Consider the following 20,662-nt stretch of genomic DNA (forward strand, 5'->3'; position numbering starts at 1 on the left):
GTAATCAATGAATACAGATGTCGGTGTTAAAACGTTCATATGTGCCGGTACTGTGGTTCTGGTCGCAGATGAGTTGCTGGAGTCGGACCGGTGCGACGGTTTGGATGCGCTGCTTTATGCTCAATTGGTCGCCTCGCACAAATGTCCTGATCTCACCCAGGTCGACTCATGGAATCAGGCCAACAAGACCGCACTGAGAGTAACGGGTGCAATGTTGCTGGATAACCCGCACGCCAGCCTGCCTGTGCCGATGCCGGGCAGTTTTACCCTTGCCGAATTGATCCGTCGAATCTTTCACCAGTGGGGTCCTGCTGCGACCGACGAGGTCGTGGGTTCAAGCCTCACGTTGCTGTCGATGCAGGCATCGAGCGGGCACGCAATGGAGGTGTTGCTCCAGCACTCCCTGCATGAGGGCAAATGGGTGCGGTTCGGCTTCAGCCTTCTGTCTCGGGACCTGAGTGTGTCGACGGTGTTCATCGCGTTCGAAGTCGATGAGGTCATTGAAGGCAATCTTTTGTGCCACCGATTCAATACCGCGAACGTGCTGGGTAACGTATCCATCGATGGCTACAAGGCGCTGATTGATCCCGAAGACTACGTCTTTTCCCGGGACAAAGTGATTGCGCTATTGGGCGACCGGCGGCAAGAGCAGATCATCGCATTGGCTTGAGCACTGACGAGGGGCGATCGGTTGTCCGACGGGCAGACTTTTCATGCTGTCAGGCAAAGCAGGCATAATGGCGACCTTTCGCCCACCAGAGCGCTGCCTGTCAGCCGGTCATCCCTTGAACGAACGTACGATGTCCACTGCCATACGCCCCTCGGCTTGCCCGGGGTTGCTGCGTATTGTCCAGGCGCTGGATGGTGGTATCTGCCGGATCAAGCTCGATGGCGGTTCGATCAGGGCCGATCAGGCCGATGCGGTGGCCGATGCCGCCGAGCGGTTTGCCGGCGGGGCGATCGAGGCGACCAACCGGGGCAATCTGCAGATTCGCGGCATCGGCGACCAGGCCGCCGCACTGATCGAAAGCCTGCTGGCTGCCGGACTTGGGCCGCGAACCGCAGCGGGCGACGATGTGCGCAACCTGATGCTCAGCCCGGCTGCCGGTATCGATCGGCAGATGCGCTTTGATACCCGTCCATTGGCCGGGCACATCCTCGAGACCCTGCAAAGCCATTCGCGTTTCCATGAGCTGAGCGCCAAATTCGCCGTGCAACTGGATGGCGGTGAAGCACTGTCGATGCTCGAACATCCCCATGACCTTTGGTTGTCGGCATTCGATGATTGCGGCGATACGCTGCTGGCGTTCGGCCTGGCGGGTTGTCCGACGGATCGACCGCTGGCTGCCGTGGCGCTGGCGGACGGATATGCGCTGGTGGTGGCGGTGCTGGAGCTGTTCCTCGATCTGGCCCGGCCGGAGCAGACGCGGATGCGCCATCTGCTGGATGAATGTCCGGCGCCGGTGTTCCTGGAAAAGCTCGGTCAGCGAATCAGCCTGAAAGCCGTCGGAGAGTGGCAATGCGAAGCCGGACCGGAAGGTTTGCACATCGGGATCCATCCTCAGCAATCGGCCGGTCAGGTCTATGTCGGTGCCGCACCGGCGCTCGGCCGCCTCGATCCGGGCATACTGCGTGGCGCCGCACAACTGGCCAGAACCTTCGGCGACGGCAGCCTGCGCTTCACCCCTTGGCAGAGTCTGTTGTTGCCCGATGTGCGGGAAGCCGATGCGGTTCAAGTGCTCGACGAGTTGGGCAAGCTGAACCTGCTGACCCATTTCGAAGATCCTTTAGCACACCTGATCGCCTGCACCGGCTCCAATGGCTGCGGTAAAGGCTTGGCCGATACCAAACACGATGCCCGCCTTCTGGCTACGCTGTTGCCACACGCCGTGGATGTGCACCTGTCCGGCTGCTCGCGTTCCTGCGCCGCCGCACACCGGGCTGCCGTGACTCTGCTGGCGGTCGGCCCCGGTCACTACGATCTCTATTTTCGCGATGCAGCGCTGCCCGGTTTCGGCGCGCTGCACGCTCACAACCTTACTATCGAAGCGGCCGCGACCCTGCTCGCCGCCCGCTCACGGAGCCCCATTGATGCTTGATTACATCCGCGACGGTCAGGAGATCTATCGCAACTCCTTCGCGATCATTCGCAGCGAGGCCAACCTGGCCCGTATCCCGGCCGACCTGGAAAAACTCGCCGTGCGGGTGATCCACGCCTGCGGCATGGTCGAGGCCATCGACGGGCTGCAATTCTCCGAAGGCGCGGGCAAGGCCGGGCGCGATGCGCTGGCCGCTGGCGCGCCGATCCTGTGCGATGCGCGGATGGTCTCCGAAGGCGTGACCCGTGCGCGCCTGCCGGCCAACAACGAGGTGATCTGCACCCTGCGCGACGACGGCGTGCCGGAGCTTGCGCGTGAGCTGGGCAACACTCGCTCGGCAGCGGCGCTGGAGTTGTGGCGTCCGCATCTGGAAGGCAGTGTGGTGGTGATCGGCAACGCGCCGACCGCGCTGTTCTATCTGCTGGAAATGCTCGACGCCGGCGCTCCGAAACCGGCGCTGATCCTCGGCTTCCCGGTGGGCTTCGTCGGCGCTGCCGAATCCAAGGCCGAGCTGGCTGCCAACAGCCGTGGCGTGCCGTTCGTGATCATGCAGGGTCGCCTCGGCGGCAGCGCCATGGCCGCCGCTGCGGTCAATGCCCTCGCCACGGAGATCGAATGATGCAGGCCAAAGGACGTTTGATTGGCCTGGGCGTCGGCCCCGGTGATCCGGAACTGATTACCGTCAAGGCACTGCGCCTGTTGCGCGAATCGCCAGTGGTGGCGTACTTCGTGGCCAAGGGCAAGAAGGGCAACGCGTTCGGCATCATCGAGGCGCACCTGCAGGACGCGCAGAATCTGCTGCCGCTGGTGTACCCGGTGACCACTGAAGTGCTGCCGGCGCCGCTGTCCTACGAACAGGTGATCAGCGATTTCTACGATGACGCTGCCGAGGAAGTGGCCGTGCATCTGGATGCCGGTCGCGACGTGGCGGTGATCTGCGAGGGTGATCCGTTCTTCTACGGTTCCTACATGTACCTGCATGATCGCCTCGCCAGCCGTTACGAAGCTGAAGTGGTGCCGGGCGTTTGCTCGATGCTTGGTGGCGCTTCGGTGCTGGGTGCGCCGCTGGTCTATCGCAATCAGAGCCTGTCGGTGCTGTCCGGCGTGCTGCCTCACGAAGAGCTCAAGCGCCGTCTGGCCGATGCCGACGCGGCGGTGATCATGAAGCTGGGACGCAACTTCCCGAAGGTGCGCGACGTTTTGGCAGAGCTGGGTCTGGCAGAGCGTGCGCTGTACGTCGAGCGCGCGACCATGGCCAACCAGAAGATCGTGCCGCTGGATGAGGTCGAACCGATGTCGTCGCCGTACTTCTCGCTGATCATTGTTCCCGGCGAACGGTGGCAAGGCTGATGACCCATTCCACACCGGCCATCGTCATTCTCGGTCAGGGCGCACTGGCCACGGCCCGTCGCCTTCAGCAGGTCTATCCGGGCGCACAGGTTCACGGATTGAAAGGGCGCGTCGAAGGCGCCGAACTGACTTACAGCGAGTTCGGCGCGACCCTGCGCGAGCTGTATCAACAGGACACGCCGATCATTGCCCTGTGCGCGGCGGGAATTGTCATCCGCACCCTGGCGCCGCTGCTGCTGGAAAAAGGCGTCGAGCCACCGGTGCTCGCCGTGGCTGAAGACGGCAGCGCCGTGGTGCCGCTGCTCGGCGGCCTGGGTGGGGTGAATGTCATGGCCCGCGAGATCGCAGCTGCATTTGAAGTGGCAGCGGCAATCACCACCAGCGGCGAGTTGCGTTTCGGCACCTGCCTGCTCAACCCGCCCGGCGGTTATGCCCTCGGCGATCTGGAGCAGGGCAAGCGCTTTGTGTCCGATCTGCTCGCGGGCCACAGCGTGCGCATCGATGGCGCCGCGCCGTGGCTTGAGCAGGCGCAACTGCCGGAGGATCCGCAGGCGCAGCGCTCGATTCATGTCGGCAGCGATGCCCGCGTGGCGAGCGCCAGTGAGTTGCTGATTTATCCGCGCAGCGTGGCGGTGGCGGTCGGTTCCGAAATGACTGACCTGCCAGGTGCGATTCGCGATGCGTTGCAGCAGGCCGGTGTGGCGATTCAATCGTTGGCCTGTCTGGTGGCGGCCGATGTTCAGATGACCATTCCGGCATTGCGTGAAGCGGCGCTTGAACTCGCGGTGCCGCTGCGCTTTGTTGCGTCGACGAGTGACATTGCGGAGCTGGCACGTCATGCCGTCCCGGACGCTCGAATCATCACAACATCCCACGAAATTGCCATCGCCGTAGCCGAACAGCCGCTGGATGTTTCGCAGGTCGGTCGTCCGCGCGGACGTCTGGCCGTCATCGGTCTCGGGCCAGGTGCAGCCGAGTTGATGGTGCCGGCAGTGAAGGCCGAACTTGCCCGGGCCACCGACGTTCTGGGTTACGAAACTTACGTGCGTATGGCCGGCCCGTTCCGCGACGATCAAGTGCAGCACTGCACCGATAACCGCGAAGAAATGCAGCGTGCTCGCCATGCCTTCAGACTGGCCGCTCAGGGCCGTTCGGTGATCGTGGTTTCGTCCGGCGATCCGGGCGTGTTCGCCATGGCGGCCGCGGTGCTCGAAGCGTTGCATGAGTCGACGGATCCGGCGTGGCACAGCGTCGATCTGGAAATCCTGCCGGGGGTTTCCGCGTCGCTGGCCACCGCCGCTCAGGCCGGTGCGCCGCTGGGCCATGACTTCTGCGTGATGTCTCTGTCGGACAACCTCAAACCGTGGTCGATTATCGAAAAACGTCTGGATCTGGCCGCCGAGGCCGATCTGGCGTTGGCGTTCTACAACCCGATCTCCCGCGCCCGACCATGGCAACTGGGGCGAGCGCTGGAAATCGTCGCGCAACACCGCACGCCGAAAACGCCGGTGGTGCTGGGCCGCGATATTGGCCGGCCGGGGCAGACACTGCGAGTGACGACGTTGGGCGCACTGACACCGGATCAGGTGGACATGCGCACGATGGTGTTGATCGGTTCGTCCACCACCTGCATTTTCCCTCGCAGCGAGGGCGGTGAGTGGGTGTATACGCCGCGTTGGTACGGGGAAAAGCCGGCCGGATAAAAACGCTGTTGTAATCCGTTGTTATTTCTCTCCAAGGATGTCAATAACAAGGCCGCGAATGAAAACTCGCGGCCTTGTCTGTTTCTGCGTGGCCTGTTTTCAGGTAGATGTTTAATGGGTGTAAAAGATATTGAGTTGATGTTGTTGGATGTTTCTTTTGACATTGCTTGAATGGTTTCAAGTTTGTCTGTGAAGTTCGTTTGTACTAATTTTGTGCTCAATATTGCTAGGTCTTCACTGTTTTATTTGTCATGGGAAACTTTCTCCTTTGGCTAGTTTTTTTGTGCGCGCTTGTTTTTTGTGCGTATGTAATTGGACGTTTCAAGGAGGTCGGTTCATGCAAGATGCAAAAGTTAATACTGCTGATAGGGGGTATGCAAAGTTTGTCAATTTGTTCAAGTTGGCAGACCTTGAGCAGGCACTGTTGCCGTACAAGAACACCCGACAATACGATGCCGTTATCCGTTATTACTTTGCCTGCATCGGCCTGCTCGATTCACCGCGGCTGCAGCATCCTCTGGCGTTGTTCAGACAGGCGTTGGGAGAGTTGGGTCAGCGTCGTGTACGTCGCGAAGTGGAGCAGGCTCCCGCGCCGAGCCCCGATAACGAGGCAGCTCCCGGTCTGACGCAAATCCTTGGACGAGTGAGCAATTTCGAAGCACGGCTGCAATACGGCATCGAACTGATGAAAATACCGGCGACACAAGTTCCGAAGATACTGCATTTCGTCTGGCTCGGCGGCGGGATCGGCGAGATCCAGCGTGATTACATCAATGTCTGGAAACAGGTGCTGGCCGGCCAGGGTTACCAGATAAACGTCTGGTATGACAGTGATGGGTTGCTGGCGTGGCAGGCCAATCGCTTGATGGTCGAGGCGGCCAAGGCGGACGCTATGGAGCGGGGAGGCCTCGACAGCATCTCCGATAAGGTTCTGGGCGAGATGTATGTCACCCGCGCTATCGCTTTGAAGAAACAGATGAGGGAACACATTGATGCGGCGGTTGCGAGAGGCGAATCCGCCGATGAAGCAAGATTGCAGTTGTTGAACCGTGCTTATGGGCAGAACGCTCAGGATTTAAGGAAGTTGAAAGCTAAGAACCGTGAAAGTATCGATGCGCTGGTCGGAGGTAACATTCGAGTGCGCGATCTGGCAGGGTCGGAAATACCTTTGAAGTTGCGGGATATTTATCAGCGGGAAATGCGCATGCGGGGCAACCTGGCGGCTGCGTCGGATATCGTAAGAGCAGAGGTCTTGCACTTTGAAGGTGGCAGTTACAGCGATGTGGATAACTTGCCACCGATGCTGAAGGAAGTTGCAGGTGTCGATATCAGCGGCTTTGGTGAGGATGCGCGACTCGGTGTTTTGCAGTTGATGCTGGATCAGAACCCTGACTGGATGCCAGGTCGACAAGCGTTGCGGGGGCGATACAGAGACAAACTGTTGCAAATACCCGAAGAGTATCGCGCGGTACTGCAAGCGTTTGCCAAAAGCCGGCCACCTTTGACCCAGGTGTTTCAGCCTCCGCAGGATCTGCTTGTCCGACCCTACGCTTTGCGCGCGGTGGCAAAGGGAAACACGATCAGCAACGCCTACATGATGGCTCATGCCGGCTCGGCGGTACTTGAGTCCGTACTTCAGCGCTTCAGGTTCAACTATGAGCTGATCGATGGCACCGCACGGTTGGCGACTGACAGAGGTATCAGTCTTCAAGAGCATGAAGCCATGGATACGCTGAGCGGTGAAGTGCTGGAAAAGTCTTACGGGCCTTTGTTTGACTTGCCCGGAATGGAAGCCATCTTTGCGTCTTATTTGGCGAATGCCGCCGCCGGATACCACAACGAAGGTATCCGACCAAAAAATGAGGGGACGATCTATTTGACCGGACCGGTCGCGATCAAGGATGGCGCCGGCGATTTCGAAAAGGCATTTTTAACGCCCGAGGGTGCACAGGCGTCACGGCGGGAAATGGCCATCGCACCTCTGCAGACGGTTAATCAGCTCACTGAAGAGGAGCTGGATCACTCCTGGAAAGAAAACGAAACCGATACTCAGAAGTGGCTCGAGACTGAGCAGCAACGCTGGCGCGACGGCCAATACAAGGCCCGCTACGCAGGGAACCTTACTGAGTTGCTCAAGCAGACGACCGTCGAATTCGAACTCGGCTGGCCGTTCATCGAAGGACGACATGTCCTGAATACCGAGCTGTTGCAGCGTATGGCCGAGCGCCTCGGTGAACCGTTTACCAAGGCAATGATGAGCGGCCACGACGGCAAGGTTGTATTCGCCGACAGGTTGCCGCTGAGTTTCGATGACCGTCAGGCCATCCGCAGTCAGGACACGCGCCTGCGACCGCCGGTATTCCCAAAAAATCAGCTCGCGCAAAATCTTGGGCTGGATGAAATCTTGATCGGTCTTGGTGCCGGCTCCTGGCAACTTGAGCAGCTCAACCCTTTGCAGCGTTTGGCGCTTGGAGCATTGCTGGGCGTCGAGTCATTGGACAGTCAGAGCTTTTCCACCCTGAGCAGTGCGCTGGACAATCTGGTCAACAGTGTCAGCGAGCGCGGGACGTCCGGGCGTTACGCGGTGATCGAACAGCATCTCTATCAGCGTCGGACGCCAGCGTTCATGGCGGGGATGGCGAGTGTCGAGGATGGTTTGTGGGCGAGCCCGGTCACCGCATTGAGCCTGAAGAAAAGTGCGCTGGCCAACGCTGTGACGCTGTTTGACTGGGGGCGTCAGGTGGCGCAGATCCAGCGGCTGGCCACTCAGGAACACCGCGAAAAGGTACAGGAACGGGTGGAGCAGGTGCTCAATCAGTTCGAAGCCGGCACCGCCAAAATGGTGCCTCAGGATCTGTTGATGCACGGGCCGGGTGATACCGCAGCCGGGCGCTGTTTTCCGCTGGCGTTGGCGATGAGTGCTGCCCTCACGCGGGGCGAGGCTGCGACCCGCCAGTTACGCGAGCGTTTTTTCCTCGCGGTACTTGAGCCGGAGCAACCTGACTCGGCTGCGTTTCTCGGTGCATTGGAAGAAATGCGTGGCGTGAACGCCGCAGAGGTGGGTACGGCGCTGGGGCGGCTCGATCTGGACAAGGTGGTCGCGAGCCTCGAGGAATCCGCCGGCCCCCGAACCCTGATGCTCAACTCGGACAACCACTCGATGCTGGTCGCTCGAACCGTCAGCGGCGCAGCAAGCGTTTATCACTTCTACGATCCGAACTTCGGTCTGTTCGAATTCGACAGCCCCGGGATTTTCACAATGGCCCTGAAGCAATTCTTCAAGGACACGGACATGGCTCGGCATTACGCCGTGTTTGGTAGCGCTGGCAGGCCACAGTTCGATCTGATCGATGTTCAGGGTGAACAAGTGGCGGCTCTGGCCCTGTCGAGCGGCTTCAAGGTGGCCGAGTTGCTCAGGGATGAGCCGCTGCCCGGCAAACCGTTCAGGTCCGTTCGCCAGCGTGTCAACAGTGCTCACGGGCGATCGCTGATGGAAAATTCGCACCTGGGCAGTGCACTGCTGTCGGCAGACAATGATTGGTGGGCGGAGCAGATTGCCGATGCGACTTCGCGTTTGCGGGAGGGCCATGACTCGGCGAAACCACTGGTGCCGTTATTCGACTCGCTGGAGGTGACGCCTCAGGGAGGCTATCAGGTGGGCATGATCGATCCGCAGAGTGGCAACCTGGTAGTCAATGTCACCAGCCAGGATGGCCGCCTGCTGCGAATCAGGAACTACCTGACAGAGCTGTTCTTGACCCTGGGGCGCAAGCGTGAAGGCAGTGTGGATCCGACCGATGCAGTCGCAGTGCACACACTCAATGCCGGGTTTGCGGTGCAGGCGCTGATGAATGCGTTGCGCGGGCGTGAGGGCGAAGACCGTACATTGACCACTGCGGTGCAGTGGCATGCTTACGTCAACTATGCGCAGCTGGTGCATGGCAATGCAGTCGATGTCGCAGGACTGGTCCGCTTGGTGCAAACCGCGCTGCGCGATGAAAAACTGATTGCACGGACCAGTTCGAAGGTGGTCGGTGAAGCCCTCGAGCCGTTGACCGGCAGAGCGCTCGGCGCTGTGGCCGGGCACGTGGCCAACGAGGGTGTGGGGGCCGTGCTGGGGCTGGCCAATGTCGGCTTTGATATTTATCAGTTGGCGAATGCCCGTAATGACGTCGAGATTGCCACTTTCGCAACCCAGCTCACCTTTGACGCCAGCAGTCTGGCCCTGACCGGCGCCGGACTTGGCGCCGCACTCGCCGGTGCGGGAACGGCAGCCGGGGTGCTGGGAGGTGCAGGAGTGATTCTGGGAGGGCTGGCGGTCGGTGTGACTGCATTGGCGCAGAACTTTGCAACCATCGCAGAGGAAGCGAAAGCGATCGGGCTGTTTTTTGCGGATCTGGAACAGGCACATCAGAGTGCCGGGTATCGCTACAGCGATAAGCAAAATGCCTGGCTACCGCGACCGGCACTGATCATCAATGGCGTGGACCTGAGTACCGGCAAACTGTTGCTCGACAGCTCCCGTCTGTATCCACTGCGCGATCATTTCGGCGTGCCGGAATTCGAGGTCGACTACTCACGGGCCATCAACCTCAGCAACGAGCTGGGCTATCCGGCGCAGATGACGTTCGCTCCCCCTGCCGAACAGGCCATTGTCCTGCCGTGCACGCCGCTCACCTGCTACCGCTACGAATACCAGATCCTGCCGTTCTCATCGCAACGCCATGACAAGGGCTTCGACATCGCCAGGCGTCTGGAGAAGAAGAAAACGGATGGTCAATGGTTGTTCCTGTTTTCGTTCTACTCGTTTCCCAGCCATTACATCATTCATCGGATGTCTCCCGACTATCGGTCGACCACGATCAGCGTCACGCTCGATGGGCAGACACGCAAACTGGTCGTTCCGGTAATCCCCAAGCCATGGCACGAGCAAATCAGCTATCGAATCCAGGGTGGAGGAGGCTCCTGCACGCTGGTGCTCAACCCCGGTGTGAACGTTGAGCTGGTGTCAGTGGGCGTGCAGCAGAATCGCTGGATTATCGTCGCCCCCTGGGCCGGCGAGGGGGACATTGTGTTCGGCAGGAGCGGGGAGTTCAGCATTAAAGGCTGCCAGTTCGAGGTGAGAGCGAACATCGCGCCGGAGATACTCCTGCTGATCGAAAACGGCCGGTTCTTCAGGATCGCCGACCGCAAATGGCATCCGCTGGAACTGCTTCAGGAGCGGACGCCCGAAGGGCTGGACGACCAGCTACTGCAAGACCATCTGCATGCGCTGGCCCGGGCTCATCGACTGGCGTTGCGCTATACGCCAATTCACGATTACCTGATTCCGTTCGAGAGCATCAAGGCGCCGCGTTACACCAACGGCTGGTACGACGCCGCGCAGGACCGGATTCTCTACATCCGCAATGATGAGGTGTTCCACGATGAGGGCAGGCTGTCGGTGGTGGTCGGTGGCTCGGCGTTTTACCATGATCCGGAATCATTCGATATTTGCCAGGTCGATGCTGACACGGGGCTGCTCAGTCATCGTTATCGATTGATGGTGCGGTTCAAAGGTGCCAGCACGATTCGCAGCGTTGAAGCCGATGGTCAGGGTGTTGTGCATGTGGTGCAGGAGTATGCCCATGAAGACGGTACGCTTGAGCGCCTCAACTACTTGATTCACGAGGGTGAGCTGTGGCTGAGCTCGGTCACCTGTGCACTTGAGCCGACATTCGAGTCACTGCTCGATAACAGCACGCCTCTGACTGACTGGGTTCCGATACTGGGTAAGTGGGCAGTACTCGAACCGCTCTCTGCCGATAAGGGGTATGCCACGGTCGACTGGCAGTTTGCGCCTTACGTTTCAATCAGCTGGAGGCTTGAGGAGCGTTTCCGCGACATGGCCTGGATTCGTACCCGTGACAACCTGATTGTGCGCCCGGTGCCGCATCGTCACCATGCCCGCGGCTGGCCCGATTCGATTCAGAACCTGAACGAGCTGATGCTGCTGACGCTGGCCGATGACAGCGATGTGTTTGTCATCTACAACCGGAAATTCCAGAGTCTGTGTCGGGTGCAGCGGACCCTGGCACAGGAACAGAGCCAATGGTCGCACCGCTGGGTGCAGCCTGAACGTTTGACGCACGTCACGACCGAGCACAAGGGTTATCAGGCGCGGACAGAGGATGGATTGACGTTCGAAATCGGTATTGACGGTGAAGTGCGCTTTGCCGGGCTGGCCGAGCCATGGCTCGAGAGGCGAGAGCAATGGTGGCAGGCGCTTGCAGGTGTTGCCCGGCAATACACCGTTGAGCAGTTCCCGATTTTCGGTGTTGCCAATGCGCAGGGCGATGCGCGTTTGCACGCGTGGTACGTGGACGACCGTTTGTTACTGTGTGACGCGCAGCAGACGCAGATCCGGTTGCTCGGCATGACACCGGACAATCAGTCGGTGTGGCTGTTCGAACCCGAGACCGGCGAGGTCTGGCGCCAGGCGTTTATCGATCAAAAGCAACTCGACCAGGCGTTCGGAAAGGGCACGCAATTATTGCAGGCATCATTGCTTCCCAAACCAGAGCGACAGTGGACCGCACAGCGTTATGTCGATGTGCAGGTCGCGGGGGCCGGGCTGGTGGGTACGACGCAGGAGGGAGTGGTGGTGCAACTGGAGCATCAGGAACCTCCACTGATTACGGGTGTGCAGCACGATTGGCTGGCAGCCAATGGCGACAATCCGATCGGCAACTTGCAGGCCTTGCTGGCGAACGAGGCGCATCGTCCATTCCTTTCCGTCGCCGCGCAAGATTCCAGTGTTCGGTGGTACATCGCCGACAGCGCACGGCTGATCCAGATTCCCGCTGCCGACCTGCCGGAGGATTTCGAGCTGCTCGGAACCCGTCGCCGCACGAATGTTCTGCTCCATGAGCCGCAGGAACGAGTCGTTCGGAGCTACCCGAGCCGGCGCCAGATCAAGCCGCTGGATTATGTCCGGCGCACGGGAGAAGTGCTGGTGCTCGAAGGGCGCCTGGATGCGTACGATCTACTGCCACTGGTTCCGGACGATGTACGTACACTTGTTCTGCGGGTGGGGCGCGGTTCGATGAAGTGGCACCTGTCCGAGGCGCTCATGCGCAAGCTCGACCTGATGGTGATCGACTGTCGTTACCCGCTGGGGGACCGTCCACTGGTCATGAGCCGGTTGATCTGGACTCCGGTCGATTCGCAAAAGCTTGAGGTGGCGATGGTCGACGATCACCTGGTGATCATCGACCCCGACAGCGAGCACTGTGTGCTGGTGCGGAATGCAGGAGTAAGTGATCCACTGTTGCGCGGTGATGCGATGCTTGAGGTCAGGGGGCTGAGCCCGTGCCAAGTGTCGAAACTGGTGCGCTGGCTAAGGGGGCGCAAGGTGGACGCCGACGGCGTGACGTTGAAAGCGTTCATCGATCAGGCAAACGCACAGAAAACCGTCGAGTCCGCCGATTGAAGAATGACGGGCATTGACGGAAAAAGACCGCCGACGTTGCCGTCGGCGGTCTTTTCGTTTCCGGGTTCAAGGCACCAGATAGCCTTTGACCCCGGTGAAGATGATCTGCGCCGCCAGCGCACAGACAAACAATCCCATGAGCCGGCTGACGATCTGCAACCCCTGATCGCCAAGAATCCGCTCGATCCGATTCGACAGATACAACACCACGCCAACGGTAAAACTGGCGAGCGCGATACTCATGATCGCGATCAGTTTGTCATCCCAGTGCGGCTGGCTGACGCCCATCACCAGCAGCGCACCGATCGTACCCGGGCCGACAGTCAGCGGGATGGTCAACGGGACGATGGTCACGTCCTGCTGCACATTGTCGGCCTGAACCGCCGACTTGCCCTGGGCCATGCCCAGCGCCGAAATGAACAGCACGCTGCCGGCCCCGATGCGGAAGGCATCCACGGTGATGCCGAACACGTCGAAGATCACCCGCCCGAACAGATACAGCAACACGCTCGATACCAGGGTGGCGATTGCCACTTTCCAGGCCAGGCGCCGTTGTTCCTTGCGCGAATACCCCCGGGTCAGGCTGATGAAGCAGGACAACACGAAGAACGGGCTGTAGAGCACCAGCATCTTCAGGTAAACGCTGAACAACACATGGAGCATGATTGAAACTCGCGCCGACGAAAGTTGAACGGAGTCTATCAGGCGGATCTGGCGTCATCACGGCAAGATCCGTCGAGAAGGTGAGCGCTCGCCGAGCTCAGGACGTTCTTGCCGTCGTGCGATTTTGCTGATCACGCTGGGCCACCCAGTGCTCGATCAGCTCGCGCAGTTGCGACAGCTCCACCGGTTTGGCCATGTGCCCGTCCATGCCGGCCTGGCGCGCACGCTCCTTGTGTTCGGCGAGGATGTGCGCGGTCAGTGCGACGATCGGCGTCCGGATACGCTGATTGCCGACTTCCCAGGCCCGCAGTTGCTGGGTAGCGGAGAAGCCATCGAGGATCGGCATTTCGCAATCCATCAGCACCAGGTCGTAGCGCTGAGCCTTCATGGCCTGCAAGGCTTCTTCGCCATTGCTGGCAGTGTCCGGTTGCAGGTTGAGCTTGCCGAGCATGCCGCGGATCACTTTGGTGGAAATCGTGTTGTCTTCGGCGACGAGAATACGGAAGTCGCTAGGGACTTTGACGGCCGTGGCCGGGCCGGCGGCTTGAGGCTGGAACACCGCCTGGCCACGGTTGCGCTGGTTCAGTTCGTCGGCCAGCGTGGTCTTGAGTGTGTAGCCGGCCACCGGTTTGGCCAGGATGCGTTTGATCCCCGAGTTTCGCGCAATGATCTTGCTCGGCGCATTGCTGATGCCGGTGAGCATGATCAGCAGGATGTCGTGGTTCAGGCTCGGGTCTTCCTTGATCTTGGCCGCCAGTTGCATACCGGTCATGCCGGGCATGTTCTGGTCCAGCAGGACCACGTCGAAGTAATCACGAAGGTGCGCCTTGGTGCGCAGCAGAGCCAGCGCTTCCTTGCCTGACGGCACCGCGCTGACGTTCAGGCCCCAGGCGCTGCACTGTTGCACCAGCACTTTGCGGCAGGTGTCGTTGTCGTCGACCACCAGCACCCGCGCACCCTGCAGCGGACTGTCGAGATCGGAGGTCGGATGCTCCAGGCGATCGGGGTCCAGCGGCAGGGTCAGCCACAGCGTGCTGCCCTGAGTGGCGCCGCTCTTGATGCCGAACTCGCCCTGCATCAGGCGAATCAGTTGCCGTGCGATCACCAGCCCGAGGTTGCCGCCCAGGCGGTTGGCCGACAGGAAGTGCTTGCTGTGCAGCTCGGCATGCATCAGCGCGTCGCGCTCTTCCTGATCCATGGGCTGGCCGCTGTCCTGAACGGCAATACGCAGACGTGGTCCGGTGCTGCGTTCGTCGAGGGCGACCACCACCAGCACTTCGCCTTCTTCGGTTTTCTTCAGGGCGTTTTCCAGCAGGCTCAGCAACGTCTGGCGCAGGCGCGTCGGGTCGCCACTGATGACCCGTGGCACTTGCGGCTGGATGAAGCTGATCAGTTCGACGTTCTGCTGTTCGGCCTTGGCGCGGTAGATGCTCAGGCAATCGTCGATCAAGGCATTGAGGTCGAACTGCACGTCGTCCAGTTCGATCTGCCCGGACTCGAGGCGGGAGATGTCGAGGATCTCGTTGATCAGGGTCAGCAGTTCGTTGCCGGCGCTGTGGATGGTCTGCACGTAGTCGCGTTGCTTGACCGACAGGGGCGTGCCGAGCAGCAGTTCGGTCATGCCCAGCACACCGTTCATCGGCGTGCGGATTTCGTGGCTGATTTTGGCCAGGAACTCGGCCTTGGCATTGATTTCGGCGTTGCTTGCGGCGAGGTCGCGGCTGATGCTGAAACGGCTTTCGGTGATGCTGCGCTGGCGCTCGCCGAGGGCGATGCTCATCAGCAGGCCACTGATGCAGATGAAGCCCATCAGGGTCATGATCAGACCTTGCGGCGCCACCAGGGTCAGCCCCAGCAAGGCCGGGAGAATGATCAGCGTGCCGATGTTGAACACCACCATCGCGGCGACGAACAAGCGGGCAGGGCGGTAGCCTTTCTGCCAGTGGTAGAACGCCACCAGCAACATGCTCAGCCCTGCGAGGGCCACCAGCGCGTAGGTGATGATGTTCAGCGGCAGGGTGTTGACGAACAACAGCAGCAGGCTGCAGATCACGATGAACAGGATGTCGCCCAGCAGCAGCTTGTTCAGCGGGTGTGGGCCAAGCGGGGCGAAGAAGCGGTATGCGAACATCAGGCCGGCCGGCGCGGTCAACAGAAGGGCCAGGTAGGCGCCGGGGGTCTGGATCGCATGCCAGTTCGGCAGCCAGGGGCCGGCCAGGTTGAGCAACAGCAACAGGCTCAGGCTCAGCAGGCCTTCACACACCGCCAGCCACAGGCTGCTGCGTGAACGAGTGTAGGCGTAGCGGATCAGGTTGTGCAGGATCAGCATGGCGAGGCAGCCGAACAGCAAACCGTAGATCAGCGTCTGGTTATGATTGGCCGCGCCCATCACCGCCGATTGCAGGGTGATGTACGGGCGTAACTGGTGGTCGGAGACCAGTCGCAGATAGACGTCGAGGGATTTGTCGCTTTGCGGCAGCGGCAGCAGGAAGTCGCTGCTCGGCAATGGGCGCTCGGCCTGGGCCTGGACGGTGCCGGTTTCCCGTTGCTCGATCAGCCTGTCGCCATCGAGCACGTACAGATTGAGGTGTGACAGGTCGGGAGCGAAAATGCGCAGCACTTGTTCGTGCTTGCCGGGCGCCAGTCTGAAGCGCAGCCATAGCGCGCCATCGGGTTCGGCCGCGGTGAGGCGGTCAAGCTCGATGGGGCTGAATTGATTGGTGTAGCGGGCGGAGCGGATGTCGCTCAGCTGGAGGTTGCCCTGATCGTCGAGCAATACCGACCAGCCACTGCCTTGCGCGGCCTGGGCCGGGAGCATGCAGAGCAAGGTCAACAGTGTGACGGTGAAACCTATGGCAATCCTGAGCCAGCGCACGGCGAAATCCCTTCGTAGGTTGATGCCAGAATATAACGATGCGCAGCGTCGGAACAGTCCGGCAAGGACCAAGGGTCCTTGCCGGAAACACAGCGTAGCTTATTACTGAGTTTCGCCGCGTTCACGAGCAATGGCGCGGTAGCCAATGTCGGTGCGGTAGAAACAGCCTTCCCAGTCGATGGCCTTGGCCAGTTTGTAGGCCTGTTCCTGGGCAGCGCCCACGCTGGTGCCCATGGCAGTAGCGCAAAGGACCCGACCGCCGGCGGTCACAACGTTGCCGTCCTTGAGCGCGGTGCCGGCGTGGAAGACCTTGCCTTCCAGGTTCGCTGCCGCGTCCAGACCGTTGATCGTCGCGCCCTTGGCGTAGTCGCCCGGGTAACCGCCGGCCGCCAGCACAATGCCGACGCTCGGACGTGGATCCCACTGCGCTTCGACTTTGTCCAGGGCCTGGGCCAGGGCCGCTTCGACCAGCAGCACCAGGCTCGACTGCAGGCGCAGCATCACCGGTTGGGTTTCCGGATCGCCGAAACGGCAGTTGAACTCGATGACCTTCGGATTGCCGGCCTTGTCGATCATCAGACCGGCGTACAGGAAACCGGTGTAGACGTTGCCTTCCTCGGCCATGCCGCGCACGGTCGGCCAGATCACCTGGTCCATCACGCGCTGGTGCACATCAGCGGTGACCACCGGGGCAGGGGAGTAGGCACCCATGCCGCCGGTGTTCGGGCCGCTGTCGCCGTCGCCGACGCGTTTGTGGTCCTGGCTGGTGGCCATCGGCAGGACGTTCTTGCCGTCGACCATTACGATGAAGCTGGCCTCTTCGCCGTCGAGGAACTCTTCGATCACAACGCGCGAACCGGCGTCACCGAAGGCGTTGCCGGCGAGCATGTCGCACACGGCGTCTTCGGCTTCGGCCAGGGTCATGGCGACGATCACGCCTTTGCCGGCGGCCAGGCCATCGGCCTTGATCACGATCGGTGCGCCTTTTTCACGCAGGTAAGCCAGGGCAGGCTCGATCTCGGTGAAGTTCTGGTAGTCGGCAGTCGGGATCTTGTGGCGGGCCAGGAAATCCTTGGTGAAGGCTTTCGAGCCTTCCAGCTGCGCGGCACCGGCGGTCGGACCGAAGCAGTCCAGCCCGCGTGAGCGGAACAGGTCGACGACGCCGGCAACCAGCGGTACTTCCGGACCGACGATGGTCAGGGAAACGTTCTTCTCGGCGAAGTCGGCCAGTTGCTCAAGGGCCAGTACGTCGATGGCGACGTTTTCGCACTTGGCTTCAATCGCGGTGCCGGCGTTGCCCGGTGCGACGAAAACCTTCTGCACACGCGGATCCTGAGCCACTTTCCAGGCCAGGGCGTGTTCGCGGCCACCGCTGCCAATGATCAAAACATTCATTTCAAAAACCTCGGATGACGCTAATTCTGTAGGGGCTGCATACCCACGCAGAGCGTGGGCACGATCAAGCGGGAAAATCAGTGGCGGAAATGACGCATGCCAGTGAACACCATCGCGATACCGGCTTCGTCAGCAGCAGCAATCACCTCAGCATCACGCATCGAGCCACCCGGCTGGATCACCGCAGTGATACCGACCTTGGCCGCATTGTCCAGGCCGTCGCGGAACGGGAAGAACGCATCCGATGCCATCACGGAACCTGCGACTTGCAGACCGGCGTGTTCAGCCTTGATCGCGGCAATACGCGCCGAGTTCACGCGGCTCATCTGGCCGGCGCCGACACCGATGGTCTGACGGTTCTTGGCGTAGACGATGGCGTTGGATTTGACGAACTTGGCCACTTTCCAGGCGAAGATCAGGTCGTGGATTTCCTGTTCGGTCGGTGCGCGCTTGGTCACCACTTTCAGGTCGTCGGCGCTGATCATGCCGATGTCGCGGCTCTGGACCAGCAGGCCGCCGTTGACGCGCTTGTAGTCCCAGGCCGGAACGCGATCCGCCGACCACTCGCCGCAGGCCAGCAGGCGCACGTTGGCCTTGGCAGCGACGATTTCACGGGCTTCTGCGCTGACGCTTGGCGCGATGATCACTTCGACGAACTGACGCTCGACGATCGCCTTGGCGGTCTCGGCATCCAGTTCACGGTTGAAGGCGATGATGCCGCCGAATGCCGATTCGGTGTCGGTGGCGTAGGCCAGTTCGTAGGCCTGACGGATGCCGCCTTCGGCGTCCGGGCTCACTGCCACGCCGCACGGGTTGGCGTGCTTGACGATGACGCAGGCCGGTTTGACGAAGCTCTTCACGCATTCCAGCGCGGCGTCGGTGTCGGCCACGTTGTTGTACGACAGTTCTTTGCCTTGCAGTTGGGTCGCGGTGGCGATGCCGACTTCGGCAGGCTTGGCCTCAACGTAGAACGCCGCGCTCTGGTGCGGGTTCTCTCCGTAGCGCATTTCCTGGGCCTTGATGAACTGGCTGTTGAAGGTGCGCGGGAATTCGCTGCGACCTTCAGTGCTGAGGGTGTCAGCGGCCTGGTTCACGGTGCCCATGTAGTTGGCGATCATGCCGTCATAGGCGGCGGTGTGTTCGAACGCCTTGAGCATCAGGTCGAAACGCTGGGCGTAGGTCAGGCCGCCGGCCTTGAGGTTTTCCAGGACGTTGGCGTAGTCGCTGGCATTCACCACGATGGCCACGTCTTTGTGGTTTTTCGCCGCCGAACGGACCATGGTCGGACCGCCGATGTCGATGTTCTCGATGGCAGTCGGCAGGTCGCAGCCTGGCTTGCTGATGGTGGCTTCGAACGGGTACAGGTTGACGGCTACCAGATCGATCGGCTTGATGCCGTGCTCGTTCATGATCGCGTCATCGATACCGCGACGACCGAGGATCCCGCCGTGGATTTTCGGGTGCAGGGTTTTCACCCGACCGTCCATCATTTCTGCGAAACCGGTGTAATCCGCGACTTCCACTGCGGCCACACCGTTGTCCTGCAGCAGTTTGAAGGTCCCGCCGGTGGAAAGGATTTCCACGCCCAGGGCTTCCAGCTCCCTGGCGAATTCGAGGATCCCGGTCTTGTCGGAAACACTGATCAAGGCGCGGCGGATCGGCAGGCGGGTAGTCTGGTCGGTCATCTCAATTTCCATCAAAAGCAAGGGAAGTCAGCAAAAAAGGCGACCGGTTTTACGCGGGCGCCTTTCTGGTTGGATTGAATGCTTACAGCAGATCGTACTGCTTGAGTTTCTTGCGCAGCGTGCCGCGATTGAGTCCGAGCAGCTCGCTGGCCTTGGTCTGGTTGCCCTTGACGTAGTTCATCACGCTTTCGAGCAGGGGAGCCTCGACTTCGGAGAGCACCAGGTTGTACACATCCGTGACGGCTGCGCCCTCAAGGTGGGCGAAATAATTGTGCAGCGCCTTCTCGACACTCCCGCGAAGGGTCTGGCCTTCTTCGCTCGGGGTATTGAGGTGCTGTTTCAAATTCACGTTGTCGCTCACGGGTGTTGTTCCACTCACTAAAGTCTCGGTCATCATCGTCATGCGGCCACCCCTTCTCCGTCCCCTGTCAGGCTCTTGTAACGTTCGGCGAAGAACTCCCGAACGTTGGCGCATTGTGTTTCCGTACCATCCAAACGATTGAAACGGGCGCGAAACTCCTTGGCGCCCGGCAAGGTTGCGAGATACCAGCCCACATGCTTTCGGGCAATGCGTACGCCCATCACGTCCCCATAAAAGGCGTGGAGGGCGGCCAGATGCTCAAGCAGAATGCGTTCCACCTCAATCAGCTCCGGCGCCGGCAGTTTTTCGCCGGTACGCAGGAAGTGTTCGATCTCACGAAAAATCCATGGCCGCCCTTGGGCAGCCCGGCCGATCAACAGGCCATCGGCACCGGTCGCGTCGAGCACGTAGCGGGCCTTTTCCGGCGATACGATGTCGCCGTTGGCAAAGACCGGAATCGACACCGCCTGCTTGATTGCGGCAATGGTGTCGTACTCGGCTTCGCCGGTGTACAGGTCGGCGCGGGTGCGGCCATGCACTGCCAGCGCCGTGATCCCGGCCTGCTCGGCGATCTTCGCCACAGTCAGGCCGTTCTTGTTGTCGCGATCCCATCCGGTGCGGATCTTCAGGGTCACCGGCACATCAACCGCAGCCACCACGGCGTGCAGGATCTCGGTAACCAGTGCTTCATCCTTCAGCAACGCGGAGCCGGCAGCCTTGTTGCAGACCTTCTTTGCCGGGCAACCCATGTTGATATCAATAATCTGTGCGCCCAGCTCGACGTTGGCCCGGGCCGCATCTGCCAGCATCTGCGCATCGCCACCGGCAATCTGTACCGAGCGCGGCTCGGGATCGCCTTCGTGGATCATGCGCATGCGCGACTTGCGGGTATTCCACAGGCTCATGTCACTGGTGACCATTTCCGAGACTACAAGCCCTGCGCCCAATCGCTTGCACAACTGACGAAAGGGCTGGTCGGTGACACCCGCCATGGGGGCGAGGATCAAGCCGTTCTGCAATGTATATGGGCCGATGCGTACCGCCGACATAGGACTTCCCT

The 20,662-nt window shown here is 60.7% G+C and carries 12 protein-coding genes; 6 read left to right on the forward strand and 6 right to left on the reverse strand.

All coding sequences use genetic code 11. The features are described from left to right. Window positions 1-7: 7 nt before the first annotated feature. The 6 genes from NH234_RS03945 (at window position 8) to NH234_RS03970 (ending at window position 12,623) form a co-directional block, all read left to right on the forward strand. The gene (locus tag NH234_RS03945) at window positions 8-670 is read left to right on the forward strand and encodes a hypothetical protein (protein WP_367255673.1); all 663 of its coding nucleotides are present in this window, start codon (window positions 8-10) and stop codon (window positions 668-670) included. 130 nt (window positions 671-800) lie between these two features. After that, a complete protein-coding gene (gene cobG, locus NH234_RS03950; RefSeq protein ID WP_367255674.1) occupies window positions 801-2,099 on the forward strand; it encodes a precorrin-3B synthase in 1,299 nt (432 codons plus the stop codon). After that, window positions 2,092-2,718 (forward strand): precorrin-8X methylmutase, encoded by a 627-nt coding sequence (locus NH234_RS03955; RefSeq protein WP_085732726.1) that lies wholly within the window; start codon window positions 2,092-2,094, stop codon window positions 2,716-2,718. Before cobG ends, NH234_RS03955 begins: the two co-directional genes overlap by 8 nt. After that, window positions 2,718-3,449, forward strand: coding sequence for a precorrin-2 C(20)-methyltransferase (locus NH234_RS03960; protein ID WP_085732796.1), 732 nt, complete (start codon window positions 2,718-2,720; stop codon window positions 3,447-3,449). Before NH234_RS03955 ends, NH234_RS03960 begins: the two co-directional genes overlap by 1 nt. Then, the gene (cobJ, locus tag NH234_RS03965; RefSeq protein WP_367255675.1) at window positions 3,449-5,152 is read left to right on the forward strand and encodes a precorrin-3B C(17)-methyltransferase; all 1,704 of its coding nucleotides are present in this window, start codon (window positions 3,449-3,451) and stop codon (window positions 5,150-5,152) included. The genes NH234_RS03960 and cobJ overlap by 1 nt, the downstream gene beginning before the upstream one ends. A 337-nt stretch (window positions 5,153-5,489) precedes the next feature. Beyond that, a complete protein-coding gene (locus NH234_RS03970; RefSeq protein WP_367255676.1) occupies window positions 5,490-12,623 on the forward strand; it encodes a TcdA/TcdB pore-forming domain-containing protein in 7,134 nt (2,377 codons plus the stop codon). A 66-nt stretch (window positions 12,624-12,689) separates the two neighbouring features. Here the strand turns inward: NH234_RS03970 and NH234_RS03975 are convergent, their stop codons facing one another. The 6 genes from NH234_RS03975 to dusB all read right to left on the reverse strand — a co-directional run bounded on the left by NH234_RS03975 (window position 12,690) and on the right by dusB (window position 20,651). Beyond that, window positions 12,690-13,286 (reverse strand): MarC family protein, encoded by a 597-nt coding sequence (locus NH234_RS03975; protein WP_085732729.1) that lies wholly within the window; start codon window positions 13,284-13,286, stop codon window positions 12,690-12,692. Between the two features lie 97 nt (window positions 13,287-13,383). Further along, on the reverse strand, window positions 13,384-16,161 hold the full coding sequence (locus NH234_RS03980) for a hybrid sensor histidine kinase/response regulator (RefSeq protein WP_085732730.1): 2,778 nt from the start codon (window positions 16,159-16,161) through the stop codon (window positions 13,384-13,386). Window positions 16,162-16,263: 102 nt separating this feature from the next. After that, on the reverse strand, window positions 16,264-17,556 hold the full coding sequence (gene purD / locus NH234_RS03985; protein ID WP_367255677.1) for a phosphoribosylamine--glycine ligase: 1,293 nt from the start codon (window positions 17,554-17,556) through the stop codon (window positions 16,264-16,266). Between the two features lie 77 nt (window positions 17,557-17,633). Continuing rightward, entirely contained in the window at window positions 17,634-19,241 is a 1,608-nt protein-coding gene (gene purH, locus NH234_RS03990) for a bifunctional phosphoribosylaminoimidazolecarboxamide formyltransferase/IMP cyclohydrolase (RefSeq protein ID WP_085732732.1), read from the reverse strand. A gap of 82 nt (window positions 19,242-19,323) precedes the next feature. Beyond that, on the reverse strand, window positions 19,324-19,644 hold the full coding sequence (gene fis / locus NH234_RS03995; RefSeq protein WP_003186237.1) for a DNA-binding transcriptional regulator Fis: 321 nt from the start codon (window positions 19,642-19,644) through the stop codon (window positions 19,324-19,326). Beyond that, complete coding sequence (gene dusB, locus NH234_RS04000; protein WP_085732733.1) at window positions 19,641-20,651, reverse strand: tRNA dihydrouridine synthase DusB; 1,011 nt, start codon at window positions 20,649-20,651, stop codon at window positions 19,641-19,643. Before dusB ends, fis begins: the two co-directional genes overlap by 4 nt. Between the last annotated feature and the right edge of the window lie 11 nt (window positions 20,652-20,662).

Source organism: Pseudomonas sp. stari2 (assembly GCF_040760005.1).
Classification (GTDB): domain Bacteria; phylum Pseudomonadota; class Gammaproteobacteria; order Pseudomonadales; family Pseudomonadaceae; genus Aquipseudomonas.

Bases quoted from the DNA above. Each gene is read 5' to 3' on its own strand.
- NH234_RS03960 (WP_085732796.1), top strand. From the start codon at position 2,718: ATGCAGGCCAAAGGACGTTTGATTGGCCTGGGCGTCGGCCCCGGTGAT.
- NH234_RS03970 (WP_367255676.1), top strand. From the start codon at position 5,490: ATGCAAGATGCAAAAGTTAATACTGCTGATAGGGGGTATGCAAAGTTT.
- cobJ (WP_367255675.1), top strand. From the start codon at position 3,449: ATGACCCATTCCACACCGGCCATCGTCATTCTCGGTCAGGGCGCACTG.
- NH234_RS03955 (WP_085732726.1), top strand. From the start codon at position 2,092: ATGCTTGATTACATCCGCGACGGTCAGGAGATCTATCGCAACTCCTTC.
- cobG (WP_367255674.1), top strand. From the start codon at position 801: ATGTCCACTGCCATACGCCCCTCGGCTTGCCCGGGGTTGCTGCGTATT.
- dusB (WP_085732733.1), bottom strand. From the start codon at position 20,651: ATGTCGGCGGTACGCATCGGCCCATATACATTGCAGAACGGCTTGATC.
- purD (WP_367255677.1), bottom strand. From the start codon at position 17,556: ATGAATGTTTTGATCATTGGCAGCGGTGGCCGCGAACACGCCCTGGCC.
- NH234_RS03975 (WP_085732729.1), bottom strand. From the start codon at position 13,286: ATGCTCCATGTGTTGTTCAGCGTTTACCTGAAGATGCTGGTGCTCTAC.
- fis (WP_003186237.1), bottom strand. From the start codon at position 19,644: ATGACGATGATGACCGAGACTTTAGTGAGTGGAACAACACCCGTGAGC.
- NH234_RS03945 (WP_367255673.1), top strand. From the start codon at position 8: ATGAATACAGATGTCGGTGTTAAAACGTTCATATGTGCCGGTACTGTG.
- purH (WP_085732732.1), bottom strand. From the start codon at position 19,241: ATGACCGACCAGACTACCCGCCTGCCGATCCGCCGCGCCTTGATCAGT.